22 protein-coding genes are annotated in these 21,633 nt (G+C 60.8%); 12 read left to right on the plus strand and 10 right to left on the minus strand.

Annotated elements, in window-relative coordinates:
* Positions 1-89 precede the first annotated feature (89 nt).
* A complete protein-coding gene (locus tag ACN0X0_RS10955) occupies positions 90-1,460 on the plus strand; it encodes a glutamate--cysteine ligase (RefSeq protein ID WP_417279187.1) in 1,371 nt (456 codons plus the stop codon).
* A 12-nt stretch (positions 1,461-1,472) separates the two neighbouring features.
* Here ACN0X0_RS10955 and plsY read toward each other — a convergent pair whose 3' ends face one another.
* Genes plsY through ACN0X0_RS10980 form a run of 5 tightly spaced genes read right to left on the minus strand, consistent with a single transcriptional unit; the run spans position 1,473 to position 5,349 of the window.
* On the minus strand, positions 1,473-2,066 hold the full coding sequence (gene plsY, locus ACN0X0_RS10960; RefSeq protein ID WP_417279188.1) for a glycerol-3-phosphate 1-O-acyltransferase PlsY: 594 nt from the start codon (positions 2,064-2,066) through the stop codon (positions 1,473-1,475).
* Positions 2,067-2,100: 34 nt separating this feature from the next.
* Positions 2,101-3,366 (minus strand): dihydroorotase, encoded by a 1,266-nt coding sequence (gene pyrC, locus ACN0X0_RS10965; protein ID WP_417279189.1) that lies wholly within the window; start codon positions 3,364-3,366, stop codon positions 2,101-2,103.
* Positions 3,363-3,878, minus strand: coding sequence for an aspartate carbamoyltransferase catalytic subunit (locus tag ACN0X0_RS10970; RefSeq protein ID WP_417279190.1), 516 nt, complete (start codon positions 3,876-3,878; stop codon positions 3,363-3,365). The genes pyrC and ACN0X0_RS10970 overlap by 4 nt, the downstream gene beginning before the upstream one ends.
* The gene (locus ACN0X0_RS10975; protein ID WP_417279191.1) at positions 3,875-4,396 is read right to left on the minus strand and encodes a hypothetical protein; all 522 of its coding nucleotides are present in this window, start codon (positions 4,394-4,396) and stop codon (positions 3,875-3,877) included. Before ACN0X0_RS10975 ends, ACN0X0_RS10970 begins: the two co-directional genes overlap by 4 nt.
* On the minus strand, positions 4,393-5,349 hold the full coding sequence (locus tag ACN0X0_RS10980) for an aspartate carbamoyltransferase catalytic subunit (protein ID WP_417279192.1): 957 nt from the start codon (positions 5,347-5,349) through the stop codon (positions 4,393-4,395). Before ACN0X0_RS10980 ends, ACN0X0_RS10975 begins: the two co-directional genes overlap by 4 nt.
* A gap of 119 nt (positions 5,350-5,468) precedes the next feature.
* On the opposite strand from ACN0X0_RS10980, the gene ACN0X0_RS10985 reads away from it, so the two are divergent.
* The 4 genes from ACN0X0_RS10985 (at position 5,469) to ACN0X0_RS11000 (ending at position 11,926) form a co-directional block, all read left to right on the plus strand.
* Complete coding sequence (locus ACN0X0_RS10985) at positions 5,469-6,248, plus strand: uracil-DNA glycosylase (RefSeq protein WP_417279193.1); 780 nt, start codon at positions 5,469-5,471, stop codon at positions 6,246-6,248.
* A gap of 25 nt (positions 6,249-6,273) precedes the next feature.
* Positions 6,274-6,816, plus strand: coding sequence for a molybdenum cofactor biosynthesis protein B (moaB, locus tag ACN0X0_RS10990; protein WP_417279194.1), 543 nt, complete (start codon positions 6,274-6,276; stop codon positions 6,814-6,816).
* Between the two features lie 238 nt (positions 6,817-7,054).
* Positions 7,055-8,539 carry an efflux RND transporter periplasmic adaptor subunit gene (locus ACN0X0_RS10995; RefSeq protein ID WP_417279195.1) on the plus strand — a complete coding sequence of 495 codons (1,485 nt, stop codon included), beginning with the start codon at positions 7,055-7,057 and terminating at the stop codon, positions 8,537-8,539.
* A 3-nt stretch (positions 8,540-8,542) separates the two neighbouring features.
* On the plus strand, positions 8,543-11,926 hold the full coding sequence (locus ACN0X0_RS11000; protein ID WP_417279196.1) for an efflux RND transporter permease subunit: 3,384 nt from the start codon (positions 8,543-8,545) through the stop codon (positions 11,924-11,926).
* A gap of 31 nt (positions 11,927-11,957) precedes the next feature.
* Here the strand turns inward: ACN0X0_RS11000 and ACN0X0_RS11005 are convergent, their stop codons facing one another.
* Complete coding sequence (locus ACN0X0_RS11005) at positions 11,958-12,755, minus strand: protein-disulfide reductase DsbD domain-containing protein (protein ID WP_417279197.1); 798 nt, start codon at positions 12,753-12,755, stop codon at positions 11,958-11,960.
* 188 nt (positions 12,756-12,943) lie between these two features.
* Here ACN0X0_RS11005 and ACN0X0_RS11010 point away from each other — a divergent pair, with 188 nt between their 5' ends.
* From ACN0X0_RS11010 to ACN0X0_RS11035, 6 genes are all read left to right on the plus strand, one after another.
* Positions 12,944-13,513, plus strand: coding sequence for a YqgE/AlgH family protein (locus ACN0X0_RS11010; protein WP_226554528.1), 570 nt, complete (start codon positions 12,944-12,946; stop codon positions 13,511-13,513).
* A gap of 132 nt (positions 13,514-13,645) precedes the next feature.
* On the plus strand, positions 13,646-15,355 hold the full coding sequence (locus ACN0X0_RS11015) for an acyl-CoA dehydrogenase (RefSeq protein ID WP_417279198.1): 1,710 nt from the start codon (positions 13,646-13,648) through the stop codon (positions 15,353-15,355).
* A complete protein-coding gene (locus ACN0X0_RS11020) occupies positions 15,355-16,386 on the plus strand; it encodes an MBL fold metallo-hydrolase (RefSeq protein WP_417279199.1) in 1,032 nt (343 codons plus the stop codon). Before ACN0X0_RS11015 ends, ACN0X0_RS11020 begins: the two co-directional genes overlap by 1 nt.
* Positions 16,387-16,389: 3 nt before the next feature.
* Positions 16,390-16,896 carry a DUF6173 family protein gene (locus tag ACN0X0_RS11025; protein ID WP_417261296.1) on the plus strand — a complete coding sequence of 169 codons (507 nt, stop codon included), beginning with the start codon at positions 16,390-16,392 and terminating at the stop codon, positions 16,894-16,896.
* A gap of 61 nt (positions 16,897-16,957) precedes the next feature.
* Complete coding sequence (locus ACN0X0_RS11030; protein ID WP_167602729.1) at positions 16,958-17,092, plus strand: aa3-type cytochrome c oxidase subunit IV; 135 nt, start codon at positions 16,958-16,960, stop codon at positions 17,090-17,092.
* 28 nt (positions 17,093-17,120) lie between these two features.
* Positions 17,121-17,750 carry a hypothetical protein gene (locus ACN0X0_RS11035; protein WP_321365181.1) on the plus strand — a complete coding sequence of 210 codons (630 nt, stop codon included), beginning with the start codon at positions 17,121-17,123 and terminating at the stop codon, positions 17,748-17,750.
* Here the strand turns inward: ACN0X0_RS11035 and ACN0X0_RS11040 are convergent.
* The 4 genes from ACN0X0_RS11040 to greA form a co-directional block, all read right to left on the minus strand.
* Complete coding sequence (locus tag ACN0X0_RS11040) at positions 17,747-18,070, minus strand: AzlD domain-containing protein (protein ID WP_321365180.1); 324 nt, start codon at positions 18,068-18,070, stop codon at positions 17,747-17,749. The genes ACN0X0_RS11035 and ACN0X0_RS11040 overlap by 4 nt on opposite strands.
* Positions 18,067-18,783 (minus strand): AzlC family ABC transporter permease, encoded by a 717-nt coding sequence (locus tag ACN0X0_RS11045; RefSeq protein WP_417279200.1) that lies wholly within the window; start codon positions 18,781-18,783, stop codon positions 18,067-18,069. Before ACN0X0_RS11045 ends, ACN0X0_RS11040 begins: the two co-directional genes overlap by 4 nt.
* A gap of 106 nt (positions 18,784-18,889) precedes the next feature.
* Positions 18,890-19,897: a hypothetical protein gene (locus ACN0X0_RS11050; protein WP_417261293.1), complete on the minus strand. Its 1,008-nt coding sequence runs from the start codon at positions 19,895-19,897 to the stop codon at positions 18,890-18,892.
* Between the two features lie 28 nt (positions 19,898-19,925).
* The gene (gene greA / locus ACN0X0_RS11055) at positions 19,926-20,396 is read right to left on the minus strand and encodes a transcription elongation factor GreA (protein ID WP_167602725.1); all 471 of its coding nucleotides are present in this window, start codon (positions 20,394-20,396) and stop codon (positions 19,926-19,928) included.
* A 221-nt stretch (positions 20,397-20,617) separates the two neighbouring features.
* On the opposite strand from greA, the gene ACN0X0_RS11060 reads away from it, so the two are divergent.
* On the plus strand, positions 20,618-21,628 hold the full coding sequence (locus ACN0X0_RS11060; RefSeq protein ID WP_417279201.1) for a phosphatase PAP2 family protein: 1,011 nt from the start codon (positions 20,618-20,620) through the stop codon (positions 21,626-21,628).
* Positions 21,629-21,633: the final 5 nt, after the last annotated feature.

A 21,633-nucleotide genomic window follows, 5' to 3' on the forward strand; every position in this document is an offset into this window, starting at 1 on the left:
CACAGAAGCTGCAGGCCGCATTGACTTCGCCGCCCGCATCGCACAACTGTACCCGAACGATTTGCAACTCTTTCGGAGCACCTTCCCCCATGTCTATTCCTCAATCCGGCGGCGGGCCGATCGAAAGCTATGACGATCTCGTGGGTTATCTCGCTGAGGGCTGTAAGCCCAAAGACCAGTGGAAAATCGGCACCGAGCACGAGAAATTCGGCTATTGCGAAGACGCTCTGAAACCGCTGCCTTATAAGGGTGAGCGGTCGATCAAGGCGATCCTCGAAGGCTTGCAGGATCGCTATGGTTGGAACCCGATTTTCGAGGGCGAACACCTCATCGGGCTTGAGCAAAACGGGGCAAATATCTCTCTCGAACCGGGTGGCCAGTTGGAATTGTCCGGTGCGCCTTTGGACAACATCCACCAGACCTGTGACGAGGTGAACGAACACCTCAAGGAAGTGCACACCATCGCCGACGAAGTGGGCGCGCGGTTTATCGGGCTTGGCATGGCGCCGACATGGACGCACGACGAGATGCCGTTGATGCCGAAAGGTCGCTACAAGCTGATGGATTCCTATATGGCGACCGTGGGCGAGACCGGCAAAGACATGATGCGCCGCACCTGTACGGTGCAGGTGAACCTCGATTTCGCCTCCGAGGCCGATATGGTGCAGAAATTCCGCACCGCTCTGGCGTTGCAACCCGTCGCGACCGCGCTCTTCGCCAATTCGCCCTTCAAAGAGGGCAAGCTCAACGGTCACAAATCTTGGCGCTCGCGCATCTGGCGGCACCTTGACGCCTCGCGCACCGGCATGCTGCCGTTTGTCTTTGAAGACGGCATGAGCTTTGAGCGCTATGTCGAATACGCCCTCGATGTGCCGATGTATTTTGTCTACCGCGACGGCAAATATATCAACGCGCTGGGCCAGTCCTTCCGCGATTTCCTCAAAGGCGAACTGCCCGCGATGCCTGGCGAAAAGCCGACGATGTCCGATTGGGCGGATCACCTCACGACCTTGTTCCCCGAGGCGCGGATCAAGAAATACATGGAAATGCGCGGCGCCGATGGCGGTCCGTGGCGTCGTCTTTGTGCGCTTCCGGCCTTTTGGGTCGGGCTGATGTATGATCAAAGCGCGCTCGATGCGACCTCCGATCTGATCAAAGGTTGGACGCCCGAGTTCCGCGAAGAGCTACGCGTGGCGGCCTCCGTCGATGCGCTGAACGCCGAAGTGGGCGGTGTCAAAATGCTCGATCTCGCGCGCGAATGTGTGGCGATTGCCGAAGCCGGTCTCAAAGCCCGTGGTCGTGCGGGCGCGGGCGGCATGGTGCCGGACGAGACCCATTTCCTGAGCGCGCTCAAGGACAGCATCGAAACCGGCCAAGCGCCCGCAGACGAGCTGATCGCGCATTTCGAAGGCGACTGGAACGGCGACGTCACCCGCGTGTTCGGCGAATACAGCTATTGATAAGAGGGCGTGTTAGCCCTTCTGACCGATCTTGGTCTCTGTCCCGGCCTTGAGCCGCGCGATGTTCTCGCGGTGTTTGTAGAAAATCAGGCCGGTCAGGATGAGCACCAATATTGCGCCATGCAAATGGTAGAAAAACGCGGTGTAGATCGGCGCCAGAAGGGCGGCGATCAGGGCCGACAGGCTTGAGTAGCGCGTGATCACCGCCACCAAAAGCCATGTGCCACAGGCCAAAAGCCCGACAGGCAGAGAGAGCGCCAAAAGCGTGCCGAGGAAGGTCGCGACGCCTTTCCCACCTTTGAAGCGCAAAAACACCGGATAGAGATGCCCGAGCATGGCAAACAGCCCGGCGATGCCGGCCAATTGTTCGCCCAAAAGCGCCCGCGCCAAGATCACAGCCAACGCGCCTTTGCCGCTGTCGCCCAAAAGCGTCAAAAAGGCCGCCACTTTGTTGCCAGTGCGCAAAACATTCGTCGCGCCGATGTTGCCCGACCCGATCTGGCGCAGATCGCCCAAACCGAACAGCCGCGCCATGACGATGCCAAAAGGGATCGAGCCCAAAAGATAGGCCAAAAGCGCGGTGATGATCATCAAGAGAAGCGTCATGGTCTTTTCCGTAATTTAAATACTTTTACTGGGCTCAGCCGTCGAACACCCGCATCCCGTCCACCCAGGTGCCTTTGACAATGCCCTGCATCCGTGCGCCGTCAAAGGGGGTATTCTTAGATTTCGAACGGAGCTTGAAGCGGTCCAGCACAAAAGGCGCATCCGGGTCGAAAAGCACGAGATCCGCAGGCGCGCCCTCGGACAGACGCCCAGAGGCCAATCCCAACCGTTTCGCCGGGTTCAGCGCCATCGCGCGGAACAGTTCCGGCAGGGTCAATTGACCCGCATGATAGAGGCGCAGCGCGGCGGGCAGAAGGGTTTCAAGTCCCACGGCACCCGAGGCGGCTTCCTCAAAAGGCAAACGCTTGCTCTCTTCGTCTTGCGGCGTGTGCATCGACGAAATCACGTCGATCAACCCGGAAGCCACGGCCTCGACCATCGCCAAACGGTCGTCTTCGGAGCGCAGCGGCGGTTTGACTTTGAAGAACGTCCGGTAATCGCCGACGTCCAGCTCATTGAGCGTCAGGTGGTGGATCGACACGCCCGCCGTTACATCAAAGCCATTCTGTTTCGCGCGTTCCAGCGCAGGCAGTGCGCGGGCCGTAGTGATCTGGTCAAAGTGATAAGAGACGCCAGTCATCTCGATCAGCGCCAGATCGCGGTCCAACCCCATGCGTTCCGCCATCGGCGACACGGCGGGCAGGCCACGCAAAGCGGCGAATTTGCCAGAGGTCGCGGCGGCGCCGTTCGACAGACCCGGCTCCTGCGGGTGGCCGATCACCAGCGCGCCACAGGATTTCGCGTAGGTTAGCGCGCGCTGCAACACTTTGGTGTTCTCGATGACATGATCGCAATCGGTAAAGGCCACGGCGCCCGCATCCCGCATAAACCCGATCTCGACCATCTCACGGCCCTCGCGGCCTTTGGTGAGAGCGGAGAGATGTTTGACTTTGACGATGGCATCACTGGCCGCGCGGCGTTGGACGAATTCCAAGACCTCGGGCGTGTCAATCGCGCTCAGGGTGTCGGGGCGGGTGACGATGGTCGTCACGCCCCCGGCAGCGGCGGCGCGTCCGGCGGAGGCAAAGCTTTCCTTGTGACGCTCACCGGGCTCCGACACTTTCACGCCGAGATCGACGATCCCCGGGGCAAGGCATTTGCCGCCACAATCGACGGTTTCGCCCATCGGCGGCGTGCCTGTGCCGCTTTCCGCGATGACATCGCCTTCGACGCGCAGCCAGCCAAGCGTGTCGGTCTGGACCTCCGGGTCGATCAGACGGGCATTGGTGAAAATGGTCATACGGAGCCTTTCTGAATATCGCGGATCAGCCCGTACACGGTGCGGGCGTCGGGGATAAGAGCAAACGCGGGCGCGCTGTCGAATTGTTCGCCGACAATCGGCTCTGCGCGGGCGTTGAACGTGATGGTGCCGGGGTCTTGGCCATCGAACTCGACACCCAAAGAGGGACGCAGGTCGAGGGCCAATAGGGTTTTGCCGGAGAACGGCATGTCGCTTGCGAAAAACGCGCGGCGGGAACTCAGCGAATACCAGGTACGTCGCGCGATGAAGGGGCCCAAAAGCAGAGGCGCAAATGCCACGAGGAGGCCGGTGACGAATTGGAACAGGCCGAAAATCCAGAACCCGCCTGCCGCAAAAGCATTCACCATCCAGAACAGGGCAAATCCCGCAAAGACCACGCCGAAAAACGCAAACGGCAGGCCGGGGCCACGCCATTGGATGCGTTGATCCGGCTGGCCCTGCCACAGCACCCGCTCATTGGGGTGGAGGATATCCGCCCAGCCCTCGGTCATCCGCCGATCCAGACGAAGACGGCGACAAAGACCGCGAGGAAAATGAGAACAAAGGTGGCCACCATGCCGGAGATGCGCGCCGAGGATTTCGGCGGCTTGCCCTGTGGCAATTGGCCTTTGGCGCTGTCGCTCTCAATCCCGATCACCGGCGGGATGTCGAGACTGGTGCCGTAGCGCCCGATCAGGGCAAAGGGCGGTTCTGGCGCAAAGCGGGTGTCTTTTTCATTGAGCGCCTTGGCGTGGATCAGAAGAACTGGCCCGGTGAGCGCATCGAGGCGGCTTGTGTCCTCGCCAATCTCAAACCCGCTGGCCTCCGAGAGATAGCGCGCAAAGCCATAGTCCCGCATGCTGTCCAGATCGAAGCGCTCGACATGGTCCATCACAGGCGTGGCCCAAAGGCCCAAAGTTTCGGCCAGCTCCTCGGGGGAAAGGGCCTCAAGTGCGTCTATCGGGCCTTCGTAAGAGAAGGCCCAGATCAGCTTTTGCCCGGAATGTGGTATGTCGAGCGCGTCACTCACACCATCACCCCCGCCTCTTCGCGCGAGGCCTTGAGGTTGCGCGCGAGCAAATCCATCGCGGCCATGCGCACGGCGACGCCCATTTCGACCTGTTCTTGGATGACGGACCGGTTGATGTCGTCGGCGATGGTGCCGTCGATCTCGACGCCGCGGTTCATCGGCCCCGGATGCATGACGATGGCGTCGGGTTTGGCATGCGCCAGCTTGTCGGCGTCCAGCCCGTAGCGGTAGAAATATTCGCGCTCTGACGGGATAAATCCGCCATCCATGCGTTCTTTTTGCAGGCGAAGCATCATCACCACATCGACGTCTTTCAGACCTTCGGACATGTCGTCGTAAATCTCGCAACCAAATTCGCGGAACTGCTGCGGCACCAAGGTCGGCGGGCCGACAAGACGCACGCGGTTCTCCATCTTGCCCAAGAGCATGAGGTTCGAGCGCGCCACGCGAGAATGGGCAATATCACCGCAAATTGCGATGTTGAGACGGTGCAACCGGCCCTTCGCGCGCCGGATCGTCAGCGCATCGAGCAAAGCCTGCGTCGGGTGTTCATGCTTGCCATCGCCCGCATTCAGCACCGCGCAATTGACCTTTTGCGCCAAGAGATCGACCGCACCGGAGTGCGGATGGCGCACGACGAGCAAATCAGGATGCATGGCGTTCAAGGTCAGCGCCGTATCAATCAGCGTCTCGCCCTTTTTGATCGAAGAGGCCTGCATCGCCATGTTCATCACATCGGCGCCAAGACGTTTGCCCGCGAGTTCGAAAGACGACTGCGTGCGCGTCGAGTTCTCGAAGAACATGTTGATCTGGGTGAGGCCCTTGAGGGCGTCGGAATGTTTGTCGGCCTGACGGTTCAGGTCGACGTAACGCTCCGCCACATCGAGAATGGTGGTGATCTCATCGGGATGAAGCGGCTCGATCCCCAGAAGGTGTTTTTGCCGGAATGCCATGTGAGATGCCCCCTATGTGCTTTCCTCCGCTTATAGAAAAGCACGCGCGGGCGGGCAATGCGCCATTCTCGACTTTTACGCGATTTACCTCCTCGTCCGGGCCTTGTAGCTTGGCCGTCATGGAGACTCAGATCGACTATTGGGAGGCGCACGCTCTTTTGGAGTGGCAGATCGAGCTTGGCGCGGCCGAGGCGATCTCCGAGACGCCTGTCAATCGCTATGAAATCCCGGAAAAAGCGCCGAAACCTGCGGCAGCAACCCCTGACGCCTCGCAGGCCTTCGTGCCCGAGAAAAAGGAAGACGCATCCGAGATTGCGTTGAAGCTGGCGCAATCGGCGGGGAGTTTGGAGGCGCTGCGCGAGGCGCTTGAGGCGTTTGAGCTTTGCGATCTTAAACGCGGCGCGCGCAATCTCGTGTTCTCGGACGGCAATCCGAAAGCCCGCGTGATGATTGTCGGCGAGGCGCCGGGGCGGGATGAGGACATTGAGGGCAAGCCCTTTGTCGGGCGCTCAGGGCAGTTGTTGGACAAGATGTTCGCGGCCATCGGTCTGGATCGGACCTCGCCCGACGCGGAACATGCGCTTTACATCACCAACCCGATCCCATGGCGTCCGCCGGAAAACCGCGATCCGACGCCCGCCGAGATCGCGATGCTGAAACCGTTTTTGATCCGCCACATCGAGCTTGCCGATCCGGATGTGATCGTGCTCATGGGCAATTGGGCCTGCACCGCGCTTCTGGGCCGTGCCGGGATCACGAGGCTTCGGGGTCAATGGCAAAAGGTGCTGGGCAAGCCTGCCATGCCGATGATGCATCCGACCTATCTTTTGCGCACGCCCGTGGCGAAACGTGAGGCCTGGGCCGATCTCTTGGACATTCAGGCCAAGCTGAAATCATAGGGCACCGCCCTTTATCGGAGGCATCATGAGCCATATCGACGACACCCTCGAATTTATTCCCGTGCGCATTGCGGTTCTGACCGTCTCGGATTCGCGCACGCTTAACGACGACAAATCCGGCGACACTTTGGTCATGATGATCGAAGAGGCCGGGCATGTGGTGGCGGATCGCAAGATCGTCACCGATGACCGTCCGCTCATTCGTGACACGCTTCAGGCATGGATCGACGATAAAGACGTCGATGTGGTGATCTCCACCGGTGGCACGGGGCTTACGGGCCGCGACGTGACGGTCGAGGCGCATCGCGATGTCTATGAAAAGGAAATCGACGCTTTCGGCACGGTCTTCACCATCGTCTCGATGCAAAAGATTGGCACCTCGGCCGTGCAATCGCGGGCGACCGGAGGCGTGGCGGGGGGCACCTATCTGTTCGCGCTCCCGGGCTCGACCGGTGCTTGCAAGGATGCCTGGAACGAGATCCTGAAATTTCAGCTCGATTATCGTCACAAGCCCTGCAATTTTGTTCAGATTTTCCCACGCCTCGAAGAGCACAAGCGCCGAAAATAAAGCGTTTTTCGTTTAATCTGAATCAGATTGAGCGAAAAACGTTGCGACACGGAATTGATCTTGCTGCGTTTTTCAAAAATTGAGTGCCTCAAGTTTTTTGAAGAACGCTTTAACCAACAATTCCGTGAGGTGACAAAAAACCGCGCCGGAAATCGGCGCGTGCATCGTATGCTTTTGAACCATGAGCGAGGTGTTGATGCCTCCAAGCAATTGACGCCAGCACAAAAGGCCCGCCTCTATGCGATTTCTCCGCCGTTCCCTGATTGGGTTGTTCCTGACCTGCGCCACGCTCGCCCTATTGGTCGGGGCCGGATATCGGGTCTATTCTGCCTATCAGGCCCGTCTGGCCGCCGAAAGCATGCCGCCGCAGGTGCGTGAACGTCAGTTTGCGGTCAATGTCACGGAGGTGATACCGCAGCGACTTACCCCGATGCTCACCAGCTACGGTCAGATCGCCGCGCGCCGAAGCCTTGAGCTGCGCGCGCCGGATGCCGGGCGGATTGTCGAGCTGTCCGAGGCCTTTGAAGAGGGCGGAGCGGTCAAGGCGGGCGAGGTGATCCTTAAAATCGACACCGAAGACGCCGATGCCGCGCTTCGCGTGGCGCGGGCCGATCTGTTGGAGGCCGAGGCCGATCTGCGTGACGCCGAACGTGCCCGAACGATTGCCGCCGACGATCTGGAGGCCGCCCGCGCGCAGCTCGATCTGCGCAAGGCCGCGCTCGACCGTCAGCAAAGCCTGTTCGACCGGGGCGTCGGCAGCGCCAGCTCCGTGGAGGAGGCCGCATTGTCCCATGCCGCCGCCGGTCAGTCCGTTTTGTCGAAGCGTCAGGCTCTGGCCGATGCGGAGGCCGCCGTCGACAGTGCGAAAACCTCCGTGCTGCGGGCCGAGATCGACCGCGATAACATGCAGCGCACGCTCGACGACATGACGGTCACGGCCGCTTTCGACGGGGTGCTGAGTGATGTGTCCGGCGCGCTGGGCACGTTGTTGAGTTCCAACGAGCAATTCGCCACGCTGATCAATCCCGACGAGTTGGAGGTGGCGTTTCGCATTTCCACGGAACAATACGCCCGGCTGGTCACCGACCGCGCGCGTCTGCCGCAGATGGATGTCACCGTGACGCTGGATGTGGCGGGGCTGGATCTCAAGGCCCAAGGCCGCGTCGTGCGCGAAAGTGCCGCCGTTGCGACGGGGCAAAGCGGGCGGACGCTTTATGCGCGGCTTGACGATGTGCTGGGCTTTCGGCCCGGCGATTTCGTGACGGTGGAGCTGGAAGAACCTGTGCTCGACGCTGTGGCCCTGGTGCCCGCATCGGCTGTTGGGGGCAACAACACAGTGCTGGCGGTGACCGAACAAAGCCGTCTCGAAGAGGTGCCCGTCTCCGTGCTGCGCCGTCAGGGCGATGATGTGATCATCGACACCGAGGGCTTGGTCGGACGTCAGGTCGTCGCCGAGCGCTCGCCCTTGTTGGGGGCGGGCATTCGGGTGCGCGTGAACGGTGCTCAAGAGGCGGGACAAGGTGCGGCCCAGGGCGTGGCACAGGGCGCCGCCGAAGCCGATATGATCGCCCTCACCGCGGACCGCCGCGCCGCGCTTTTGGCCTTTGTCGCCAGCACTGACGACATGCCCAAAGAGATGCGTGTCCGCGTTCAGGAACAGCTTGCCGCAGACCAAGTGCCCGCCGATCTGGTCGAGCGTCTCGAACAGCGGATGGGGAGCTAAGCGATGTCTGTGCAGGAAGCAGGATTGGCGAAGGCGAGAGGCATTCTCTCCTATTTCACGCGCCACCGGACGGCGGCGAACCTTGTGCTGGTGCTTTTGATCTGTGCCGGTCTTGCCGCGATCCCGCAGATGCGGTCGCAGTTTTTCCCGGATGTCGTGGTCGACAGCGTGCGCGTGTCTGTCGCTTGGGACGGTGCTGGGCCGGAAGACGTCGACAATGGCATCGTGCAGGTGCTCGAGCCCACGCTTTTGGCCGTCGAGGGCGTGTTGGAATCGAGCGCGACCTCGATTGAAGGTCGAGGCAATATCACGCTGGAATTCGAGCCGGGCTGGGACATGCAGCGCGCCGCCGACGATGTGAATGCGGCCATCGACACGGTGACCGAACTGCCCGATGGGGCCGATGATGCCGAGGTGAGCTGGGGCGGTTGGACGGATCGCGTGACCGATGTGGCGATCACCGGACCTGTGGGGCTGGATCAGCTGGCGCGGTTTGCGGACGAATTGGTCGCGCGGCTCTTTGCACAGGGCGTGACGCGGACGACAATCTCCGGCGTCGCGGCCTCTGAAACCATCGTGCGCGTGCCGACGCTGAGCCTGATCGAACATGACGTCTCGATGGAAGAGATCGCCAATGCCATCGCTTCGGCCGCCGACACAAGCCCCGCGGGCAATGTCGGCAACGGCGGCGCGCGGGTGCGCACGGGCGTCGAGAAACGCGGGGCGGCAGATATTGCCAGCATCGTGCTGCGCAGCAATGACGACGGCTCGCAACTGACCATCGGCGATGTGGCGAGCATCGAGGTCAACGGCGTGGACCGCAATGAGGCGTTTTTCGTGGGCGACAATCCGGCGGTGTCGGTGCAGGTGGCGCGGTCTGATATGGGCGATGCGATCGGCATTCAGAGCATCGTCGAAGAGGTCGCCGCCGAGATGGAGTTGACCCTGCCCGAAGGGGTGACGCTCGATCTTTACCGCACGCGGGCGGAGTCCATTCAAGGCCGGCTTGATCTGTTGCTGTCGAATGGTGCGATGGGTCTGGGACTTGTGCTGATCCTGCTGTTTCTGTTCCTGAATGCGCGCACGGCGATTTGGGTGGCTGCGGGGATTCCGGTCGCGATGCTGTCGGCCATCGCGATGATGTATGCCGCCGGTCTAACGATCAATATGATCTCGCTTTTCGCGCTGATCATCACTTTGGGTATCGTTGTGGATGACGCCATCGTGGTGGGGGAACATGCGGATTTTCGGGTGCGGCGTCTGGGCGAAGGCCCCGTCGAGGCCGCGGAGAATGCCGCGAAACGGATGTTCGCGCCGGTGTTCTCCTCGACCGTGACCACCGTGATTGCCTTCTTTGGCCTGACCGCCATTTCGGGGCGTTTCGGGGATATGATCTCCGACATTCCCTTCACCGTCATCGTGGTGCTGATCGCCTCGCTGATCGAATGTTTCATCATTCTGCCCAATCACCTGAGCCATTCCCTGACCGCGCAATCGCGGTCGCATTGGTACGACTGGCCCTCGCGTCAGGTCGACAAAGGCTTTCGGGTGTTTCGCGAACGTCTGTTCCGTCCGCTGGTCACATGGTCCGTCAAACTGCGCTATCCGGTGGTGGCGGGGGCTGTGTTGCTCTTGGCCTTCCAAATCTCCTTGCTGATCTCAGGTCAGGTGCAGTGGAGGTTCTTCAACTCGCCGGAACAGCCCGTGATCACCGGCAACTTCGCCATGGTGCCCGCCGGTCTCAGGAGTGATTCCATCGCCATGGCGCAGGAGTTGCAGCGCGCGGCTGAGGCCGTTGGCCAGCGCTACGAGGACGAATATGGCACCAATCCTCTGGTCTATGTGATCACCCAGATCGGCTCGAACGCCGGGCGTGGCCTGTCGGGAACCAATGGCAAAGAGGATTACCAACTGGGCGGCATCACGGTCGAATTGATCGACGCCGACCTGCGCCCCTATTCCTCCGCCACCTTTGTCAGCGATCTGCGAGAGGAGGTGGTGAACCATCCGATGGCGGAAACCGTGTCCTTCCGGCGCGGGCGGTTTGGCCCCGGCGGCGATGCGATTGACGTCGATCTCTACGGTGCCGAGTCCGAGACGCTGAAGGCCGCCGCTGAAGAGCTCAAATCCCGCCTGTCGCAATTCCCCGAAGTCTCGGCCCTCGAAGACAACCTGTCTTACGACAAGGAAGAGCTGGTGCTTGAACTGACGCCACAGGGCGAGGCGCTGGGCTTTACCATCGACGCGCTGGGCTCGGTTCTGGCGCATCGTCTGGGCGGTATCGAGGCGGCGACCTTTCCCGAAGGCGTGCGCACCGCGAGCATTCAGGTCGAAGTGCCCGAAGACGAGCTAACCGCCGATTTCCTGAACCGTACCCAGATGCGCGCGGCCTCGGGCGCCTATGTGCCGCTTTCCGATATTGTCACCGTTGAACGCAAGACCGGATTTTCCACCGTGCGGCGCGAAAACGGGCTTCGGATTCTCACCGTCTCCGGCGATATGGACGAGGGCAATGCGGCGCGTTCGGCGGAGCTTCAGGATGAAATTCGCAATGAAATCCTGCCGGAGTTGGACGCGCAATTCGGCATCACGCACCGGATTTCCGGCCTCGCGGAGCAGGAGAACCGCTTTATCTCCGACGCCTTCCTTGGTCTCTCTGGCGTGCTCCTGGGGATTTACCTGACGCTGGCGTGGATTTTCTCAAGCTGGACACGGCCTGTCGTGGTGATGTCGGTGATCCCCTTTGGCCTCATCGGTGCGATCCACGGTCATGCGATCTGGGGCGTGCCTTTGTCGATGTTCTCCATCGTGGGGCTCATTGGGATGACCGGGATTATCATCAACGATTCCATCGTTTTGGTCTCGACCGTGGATGAATATGGCCGTGACCGGGGGCTGATCCCCTCGGTCATAGACGCTGCCGTCGACCGTTTGCGACCTGTGATGCTGACCACGATGACCACGGTTTTGGGGCTGGCGCCGCTGCTTTATGAGAGCTCGGCGGATGCGCAGTTCCTCAAGCCGACGGTGATCACACTGGCTTATGGTTTGGGCTTTGGCATGGTGATTGTGCTGACGCTGGTGCCGGCCATTTTGGCGATGCAGCTTGATGTGGCGCGTCAGGTGGCAGCGTTGCGGCGCGGGTTGTTCAATCCGAAACGCACCGGCACGGTCGGTAAGGTGCTGATCGGTGCTGTCGCTTTTGCCGCTCTGTGGTTCGTGATGACCATCGGGCCGGTGGTCCTGCCCGGTGTGTTGCCGATGCTCTTTGGCTCCGGCAGTTTCGGGTCGGCTTTGGCGTTGTTCTTGATCGGGCTGATCGCGGCTTTCGCCTCGACCTATATGGTGGTGGCGGGGATGCGGGTGCGGGACGGACATAAAATCTGACCCGTCTCGCGGCTTTTAAATTGTTTGGAGTTTAGCTTCCGGTGCAGCCCTGTGCCTCATAGGCGCGCCCGCCGCCGATGACGGAAATGGTCAGTGCGGAGCGGTCGATGAAAAACGGCTGGGCCTCCGCGGGCACCAGATCGCTTTGCACTTCCACCGTGCCGCCTTTACGCTGCATCTGGGCCTCGGACACCCAGACGGAACGGTCCGGGTGTTCGATCACAGCGACCACATCAGACGGCAGCGACGGCAGGTTCAAATGCGCGGTCAGGCGCATCCCGTCGCGCAGAGGTGCGGCATCGCATTTCACATTGGCCACGGGCGTCGGACGATCCGCCAGAGCCGCCTTGATCTGATTGTTCATGGAGCCTTTGCCCTCAGGCGTGAGCGTCGCGTTCAATTGCGCCTGCATCGGCATGCAGATGTCATTGCACACACCCAGATCCATCGTGCCGTTTAGCCGAATGTCACCATTGGTCTCGGGCACCAGTTCAATCGGCAGGATCAGCTCATGCTCATAGCCGAGATACCACATGCCATTGTCGGAAAAGAGCTCCGGCACCGGCCAGTGCAGCTCCATGTGGGACAGATTGTCGGAGCCTGCGAGATTAAAACTCGGGGGAATACCGCTTTCGCCGGGGCTGCGCCAATAGGTGTGCCAGCCGGGCGCAAGTCGGATGCGGATCGCGGCCATGCGGTGCCCGTTGTCCATCTGCCACCCGGGCAGAATGTCGATCCGCGCCATATCGGAGGCCTCCTGCGCATGTGCGGCAGGGGCGGAGAGGGCGAGGCAAAGAGCGGTGGCAAGCGGCGCGAAAGGTGTTTTCATAGGTTCGATATAAGGAGGGAGCAGATCGTTACAAACTCACATTTGGACGATCTGGCCGTGAAGAGGGGCATTCTGTTGCCCAAATGTCTTTCCTGTGCGGCGGTCCCGGCGCCCTTCCGCGTCATTTTGCGCCAACATCTGCGTGACGAAGCCTTGCACCTCCCGGCACATTGCGGTGATGTGGGCCTATGGAACCCGTTTCTTCTGATCTGACAGGTAAACTCCTGATTGCAATGCCGGGCATCGGCGATCCGCGCTTTGATAACGCGGTGGTTTTCATGTGCGCGCATTCCGCCGAGGGCGCGATGGGGTTGATGATCAACAAACGCTCCGAGGAAATCGCCGTGGCCGATGTCCTCGATCAGTTGGAGATTCGTCCAAGCCCCGACATGCGGCCCTTGCCCGTTCATTTCGGCGGGCCGGTCGAGGTCGGGCGCGGGTTCGTGTTGCATTCGACGGATTATGACGCCGATCATGCCTCGATGTCGGTGAGTGAGGGCTATGCCATGACCGCTTCGCGCGAGATCTTGCGTGATATGGCATTGGGGGGCGGGCCTTTGGATCGGCTCTTGTGCCTCGGCTATGCGGGCTGGGGGCCGGGTCAGCTTGAGGGCGAGATCGCGCAGAACGGTTGGCTGAGTTGCGATGCGGATCACGACATCATCTTTGCCACGCCCGATGCGCAGAAATGGGAAGCGGCGCTCAACTCTCTCGGCGTCAGCCCCGCGCTTTTGTCCGTCGACGCCGGGCGCGCCTGATCACCCATCGCCGCGCAGAGCCCCGTGACGCAGCGTTCGGGTTGGGACGCGCAGAGGGGTTCGTTAGTCTCATAGACAAATTTGCGGTGACTCATAGGCTTGCTAAACTGTCCCGCTCAGGAGGAGACCTATATGACCTATCGCGCGCCGGTTTCGGATTATCAGTTCATTCTCGATCACATCGTCGATTTCGCGTCCGTCCTGGAGAGCGACAGTTTCGAAGATGTGGATGCGGAGACCATCGCGGCGATCCTCTCCGAGGCCGGCAAACTTGCCAGCGATGTGGTCGCGCCGCTGGACCGTGGCGGCGATCTGACGCCTGCCGCGCTCTCCGACGGTGTGGTGAAAACCTCGCCGGGCTTTGCTGAGGCCCATGGTCAGATTGCCGAGGGCGGCTGGATCGGCATGCTGGCCGATCCTGAGAATGGCGGTATGGGCCTGCCTTTGACGGTGGCAACGGCGGTCAATGAGATGATGTCCGGCGGCTGTCTGTCGCTGTCGCTTCAGCCTTTGATGACCCAAGGTCAGATCGAAGCGCTGGAACACCACGCCTCGGACGCGATCAAAGCGCTCTATATCCCGAAACTCATCTCCGGCGAATGGACCGGAACGATGAACCTGACGGAATCGGGTGCGGGCTCTGACGTGGGCGCGTTGCGCACCAAGGCGGAGCGCAATGACGACGGCTCTTACACCATCACCGGCCAGAAAATTTTCATCACTTGGGGCGACAATGATTTCTCCGAGAATGTCTGCCACCTCGTGCTGGCGCGACTGCCCGATGGGGCGCCGGGAACGAAGGGCATTTCGCTCTTTATGGTGCCGAAAATCCTGCCGAATGAGGACGGGTCTTTGGGCAAGGCAAACAGCCTTCATGTGGTGAGCCTCGAACATAAACTCGGCATCCACGGCTCGCCGACCTGTGTCATGGCCTATGAGGGGGCCAAAGGCTGGCTCGTCGGCGAAGAACACCAAGGCATGAAATGCATGTTCACCATGATGAACAACGCGCGTCTGGGTGTCGGTGTCCAAGGCGTCGGCATCGCCGAGGCCGCCACGCAAAAGGCGCTGGCCTATGCGGAGGACCGGGTTCAGGGCAAATCGCCCTTGGGCAATGAGGGCGTGGGGATCATCGACCACGCCGATGTGCGCCGGATGCTGGCCTCTATGCGCGCGGACACCTATGTGGCGCGCGCGATTGCGCTGGCCTGCGGTGTGGCGCTGGACCTTGGGCGGTCCGACCCGGATCAACAGGCACGCGGCGCGTTCCTCATTCCGATTGCCAAGGCGTTCTCTACCGACATCGGCCACGAGGTTGCCCAGATCGGCGTGCAGGTGCATGGCGGCATGGGTTTCATCGAGGAAACCGGCGCGGCGCAATATGCCCGTGACGCGCGGATCACCTCGATCTATGAGGGCACGAATGGCATTCAGGCGATGGACCTCGTGGGCCGCAAATTGATGGACGGCGGTGATGCGGCCTTTGGGATTTTGGACGAGATCGAGGTCTTTGCCGAAGCCGCCCGTGCGACGCTTCCGAACCGCGCGAAAGCCGTCTGGAATGCCGCCGAGACGTTGCGCGAAGGCGTCGAGGCGATGCTGGCGCTGCCGATGAACGACCGCTTTGCCGGGGCTGTGCCCTTCCTGCGCGCCTTTGCCCGCGTGCTGGGCGGCTATTATCACCTCAAGGCCGCAATTGCCGAGGGCGGCGATGGTCCGCGCGCGCGCCTTGCAGCTTTCTACATCAACCGTATGCTGCCCGAGCACACCGCTCTTCTGGCGCAGGCGCGTTTGGGTGCGGAGGATATTTATGCCTTGGCCCCAGAGGACCTGACTGCCTGATGACTGACCCGATCCGCACGCCCTTCGAGCCACCAGAACTGGGGGGCGTGGTCGAGATCGAACCCGGCGTGCTCTGGACCCGGATGCCTTTGCCGCCGCCCTTGGGGCATGTGAATGTTTTCGCCTTTGATGAGGGCGAGGGCTGGACCGTGGTCGACACCGGCGTCGACACGCCGCAAAGCCGGGAGCTTTGGCAGGCATTTATGGCGGGGCCTCTTGGTGGGCGACCAATCAAGCGCGTGATCGTGACCCACCATCACCTCGATCACGTCGGTCTCGCGGGCTGGTTGATGTCCGACCATGGCGCGGAATTGCTCACAAGCCGGACCTCCTATCTCATGGCACGTATGTTGCGGCTTGATATTCAGGACGCGCCAACACCTGAAATGTGTGATTTTTGGCGGTCCTGCGGCATGTCGGAGGAGGTCTACGCCAAGCGCCTCTCCGAGCGCCCCTTCAACACCGCCGATGCGGTGAGCCCGCTGCCCCTTGGATACACACGGTTGCAGGACGGTGATGAGATAGAGATTGGTGGGCAGATTTGGGATATTCGCACCGGCGATGGCCATGCGCCCGAACATCTGACCTTCTGGCGCCGCGACGAGGCTTTGGTCATCGGTGGCGATCAGCTTTTGGGTGGGATTTCTCCGAACCTTGGCGTCTCTCCGACCGAGCCGATGGCCGATCCGGTGGGCGATTGGATTGCGTCCTGTGAGCGCTTTGTGCCCCATGCGCGTGACAGCCAGTTGGTGCTCACCGGGCACAAGCTGCCCTACACCGGCCTGCCTGCGCGGCTCAGCCATTTGATCGACAACCACCGCCATGCTCTGGCGCGGCTGACCGAAGTGCTGTCGGAACCGCGCACCGCTTGCGACTGTTTCGATGTGCTGTTCAAACGTCCGATCAAAGAGGGCGAATACGGCCTCGCTATGGTCGAGGCCATGGCGCATTGCCGTCACCTCGAACGCAAAGGCGTTGTGACTGGACGCCTGCGCGAAGATGGTGCCATCCTGTGGCAAACAGGAGCTTAAATCATGCCCACGCACACGTCAGACGAGATTCGCACCACCGCCGAAGCCCATGAAGAGGCCGCGCTGCCGCAGGCCCGTGTGGTCCATGCCGACCCGGAGACCTGCACGGCGGAGCAGAAACCCCTGCCCAACGCCATGGTACGAAAGCCGGTCGAAGAGAAAAGCGCCGCCGAATGGGCCTATGAGCGCCTCATCCTTTATATCCAGAATTTCGAGGAACAACTCGACAGCGAACATGAGATCGCCATGGGCTTTGCCGGCTCTGACACCGGCGTGATGCGCATCGAAGGCATCGGCTTTTTCGATCCTGACATTGTGACCTTTTACGGCTCGGATGAGACGGGCACCAAGACCCAGCTCATCCAACATGTCACCCAACTGAACGTCATGCTGCGCGCTTTGCCGAAACAGGCGCCGATGGCGCCGCCCGCGCGGATCGGGTTCCGTCTTGTGGCCGATCTGGAACAGGAGCGCGATGTTGAAGAGGCAGAAGGTGACGCCAAGGCGTGACAGGTGTTTGTGAATCGTCTAATTCATAAGAAAACACCCAAACCGGGAGGAGAAACGCACAATGTCAGACCACAAACACGGCGAAATGGATATTTCCGTACAAGAAAAGACCTTTGATGGCTTCATCAAATGGTCGATCGGGGTTGCAGCCGCGTCCATTATCGTTTTGATCATCGCTGCCGTCTTTAACGGCTAAGTTATCACATAGGCCAGGAGCCGAAACTTTGCACATCTTGCATCGAGCCTTTTGGCTCCTGTCGCTTGTCGTTCTCACTGCATGTGGGGCCGCTGAACCGAAATGGGCGCCCGATACGGAGGTCGCGCGGTCGCATTACGTCCACGGCGCGCCCTATCAACTGACGCTTTTCACCGTGATCAACAACCGCCACGGCGGCGGCGGTCACTCGGCGTTGATGGTCAATGCGCCCTCCGAGCGGTTGATCTTTGACCCGGCGGGCACGTTTTATCACCCGCATCTGCCGGAGCGGAACGACGTGCATTTCGGCATGAGCGATCCGGCTGTTGCCTTTTACATCGATTACCACGCGCGGGTGAGCTGGCATGTGGTCGAGCAGACCATCGACGTCAGCCCCGAGGTCGCCACTCTGGCGCTGGCGAAGGTGCAGGCCTACGGCGCCGTGCCCAAGGCGATGTGCGCCAGCAGTGTCTCGGAAATTCTTTCTGGCTTGCCCGGGTTTGAAAGCGCGCCGCGCACCATGTCGCCGAAAAAGCTGATGCAATGGTTTGCCGAACAGCCCGGCGTCACCGAGAAAAAGCACTACGATGACAGCCCGGACGATAATGGCCGGCTCATTCAGGCGCCGCCTCTGTTGCTGGCCCGTGGTGGGGCTTAACCCAGAAACGCGCCGAGACCGAAGAACAGGCCAAGCCCCGCAAGGATCGCCCAGAGCACGTTTTTGGTCCAGACCCCGATGATGATTGTCACCGCTGCGCAGAACAGGCGCAGCGGATCGGTGTCGGCCTTGGCCCCGATCAGCATCGGCGCGACCACGGCGGGCAGCACCGCGACAGGCGTATAGCGCAACAGGCGCAAGAGCCACGCGGGCAGGGGGCGATCCCCCACCAGACCCAGAAAAGAAAAGCGGATCAGGAAGGTGCCGATGGCCATTCCGATGATGATGATCCAGATTTGCGTCGGGCTTGCCTCGATCATGCCGCGGCCTTTCTCTTTTCCATCCAGCTTTCCACCTGTGCGCCGACCAAAAGCGCGGCGACAGCGGCGACCAAAAGCCCGGTGCCGTAAGGCATAAAGCTCAACACCAACACCAGCACGACGGAGGTCAGCGCCGAGGCGACATGCGCCAGCGTCTTGAGCATCGGGGCGACGACGGCCAGAAACGTGATCGGCACGGCGAAATCGACACCGATGTCGGTGGGGATCATCTCGCCCAAAAGCGCGCCTGCCAGCGTCAAAAGATACCAGGCTATGCCGATTGGAATGGCGACGCCAAAGAAATAGCCGAGCTTCTCGGACAGGCTGAGATCGGGCTCTTTCTCGAACTTGATGCTCGCCAGTGCGTAGGGCTGATCATAGAGCATATAGGCGGCAAAAGCGCGGGTCGCGAGCGAGGCCTTGCCGATATGCGGCGTGAACGCGGCGGAATACATCCCCATGCGCAGGTTCACGGCCAGAGCGGTGGCCAGTACGATCACGGTGGGGGCGTTTTCGGTCATGAGCTGAAGCGCGGCCAATTGCGCGGAGCCTGCGATCACGAGGATGGAGAACCCCATGACCTCGGCGACATTGAGGCCCGCCTGAGTGGCAATCGCGCCGAAAATCGCGGCGAAGGGCCAGATCACGATGTGAAAGGGCAGGCCGTCCTTGGCCCCTTTGAGAAATTGCTGTGTGGCGGGTGAGTAAGACATGAGATCAACGTGTTGGGAACCGCTGCACCCTAGGGGAGAGCTGCGGTCAGGGCCAATGGCGAAATGTGAAGACGGGCTTTGCGAATGCTGATGCGGATGGCGCGCGTCAGTCGAAAGTGCCGGTCACACGGCCCAAAAGCATAAATGCGCGCGCGGTGCGGCAATCCGACAGGGCGGCGATTTCTTCATCCGTGGCGGTCTGTTCGAACTCGGCAAAGGTCTTGTCGAATTTGCGCAGGAAATGGTGCACGGCATCGCGGAAAATCGCGTCCTGTTTCATCCGTGCGGAAGCGAGCGCCAAAGACGACCGGTCCCGCACCCCGCCCAAAGAGGCGACGGCATGGCCGCGCTCGCCCTTGGCAAAGCGGCGCCAAATCTCGGGCTTGGCGCGGTCGGGGCGCAGATCGTCCATATAGATGCCGTCTTGCGACAAAAGCGTCAGAACGTCTTGGGCGGCATGGATCAACTGGCTGACCTTGCGATCCGACAGCGCGCGACGGAGCGCGCGAAAGCCCTCTTTGTCTTCGGCGGTTTCCGGGAAATTCATCGCCTTGATGAAATCCGCAACCGACAGCGGCGGCGCGAGGCTTTCCGAAGGGGTGCCAAGCGCCAAAGAGGCCTGATCCTCGATCAACGCAGGCGCGGGGATCGCCAGCTTGTCCTCGGCGGGCGTCTGGCCCGGGCGGATCGAGGTGAATGTGGCGAGCGTGCTCTCGGTCTTGCGTTGGGCGGCGGCGATCTCTTCGAGTTTCTTCTCGACAGTGGCGTTCGAACCGCCCTGTTGCCCGGACAGATAGGCTTGCCGCATGGCGGAGATCGCGGCCTGCAAACGGCGGCTCTCTTCGCGCATCGTGACAGAGGCCCGCACGGCGAGCGCCCCGACCCAGATCATCGCAATCGGCATGAAGATCGCGATGATCATCATCACGAAGCGGATGCTGTCGAATCCGCCTTCGCTTGTGCCTGTCCCAACGATCATAAAATAGCCGGCCGTCATGGCCAGCCACACCAGCGACAGGATCGCGGCGATCATTTCGGTCGCGGTGATTTTCGGTGCATCTTCAGGACGCTGATACACACCGAGTTCGATTTTTTTCGGGCTTTCGTCTGCCAAGCTGGCCTCCACGACCGCGTTTTCTCGATCAGATATACGCGATCTTGAGGATTTCGTAGGCTTTTTCTCCGCCCGGGGTGCGCACCTCGACACTGTCGCCTTCGTCCTTGCCGATGAGGGCGCGCGCGAGCGGTGATTTGATGTTCAAAAGCCCGCGTTCGATGTCGGCTTCGTGCTCGCCGACAATCTGATAGGTCTTTTCCTCATCCGTGTCCTCATCGACGATGGTCACAGTGGCGGAGAACTTCACCGCGCCCGAAAGTGTTTTCGGATCAATCACATCGGTGAGAGACAGGACGCCCTCGAGCTCCTTGATCCGACCTTCGATAAAACTCTGTTTCTCGCGTGCGGAATGGTATTCGGCATTCTCCGAGAGATCGCCAAGCTCGCGGGCCTCCGCAATCGCCTGAATGATCGCCGGGCGCTCCACGGATTTCAGTTTTTTTAGCTCGTCGTTCAGCGCGGTATAGCCCGCGCGGGTCATGAGAATCTTTTCCATAGGGCCACTCATCTGCACGAAAAAAGCACTGCAGTGACCTGTCGGGGTCTCCGCGTGCTTGTGTTGTTTCAGTTTGTCGACCTACCTGACCCGGAATGCAGGGGATTTTCAAGGGGGTTTTCTGGAACGCCTCAGAGACTTTTGTTTCCTCATTTCGCAAAATTCCCGCCCTGCGGTCGTATTTGTGCCCAATTAAAGATGCATCTTGCGAGGAAATCCAAATGCCAAAGGGGCTGCGCGTGGTCGGGTTCGCACGATTTTCTTTTGTCTTTTTTCTCTTCGCCCTCGTGGCGACGGTGCTGATCCGTGGCACGACGGCGCATATCCCCGGCATCGTCGGCTTTGCCCTTTCGACCATCGCCTATATGGGCGCGGGGCCTTGGGTAATTTGGACTTTGCCTTTGTTCGGCTATTTCGCGTGGAAACACCCGCGACGCTTAGGCGAGGCGGCTTTGGGATTCGCGGCGACCGTCGCACTGGTCTCCGGCTACACGTTGTTCAAGGCGGTGATCCCGACCCTCATGCCGTTTTGGGCCGATCCGATGCTGGCCGGATGGGACCGGATGCTGCACGGCGGGCGCGATGCCTGGCAGGTGGCGCATGATCTGCGCGGCTGGATCGACACGGATGGTGCGGCCTTCACCTATTCCGGTCTCTGGGGCGCGTTTGCCTTTTCTTTCCCCATGCTTTTGGCTCTGGGCGACAGCGATCCGGCGCGCAAGGCCCGCTACCTGAGCCTCTATGCGCTGTCTTGGGTTCTGCTCGGCAATGTACTGGCGACTGTGTTTGCCTCCGTCGGGCCGATCTATGCCGATCTGGTCACGGGCGGCGATCACTTCGCGCCAATGGTGGCGTCGCTGTCCGATTTGACCTTCCCGGGCACGTCCGTCGACCGTGTGCAACAGGCGCTTTGGGCTCAATATGTCGAAAATGGAGGTGCGCAACTCGGCGGCTCCGGCATTTCCGCTTTCCCGTCGATGCATGTGGCGATGGCGACGATCTGGGCGCTTTATGTGTCGGAACGTTCGCGGTTTTATGCCCCTGTCGGCATCGCCTTTGCGACGACGATTCTGTTCCTCTCTGTCTATACAGGATGGCATTACGCGGTGGATGGCTACGCATCTGTGCTGTTCACTGTCGCAATATTTGCCTTTTTGCGAGTTTTTATGCGTCGCAGGGCCTTTGGGACGTCACGAAACAGCACGGCGGAAATTGACCAAGCCCTCGCATAAAGGTT

This window comes from Celeribacter sp. (genome assembly GCF_048270365.1).
Lineage (GTDB): Bacteria > Pseudomonadota > Alphaproteobacteria > Rhodobacterales > Rhodobacteraceae > Celeribacter.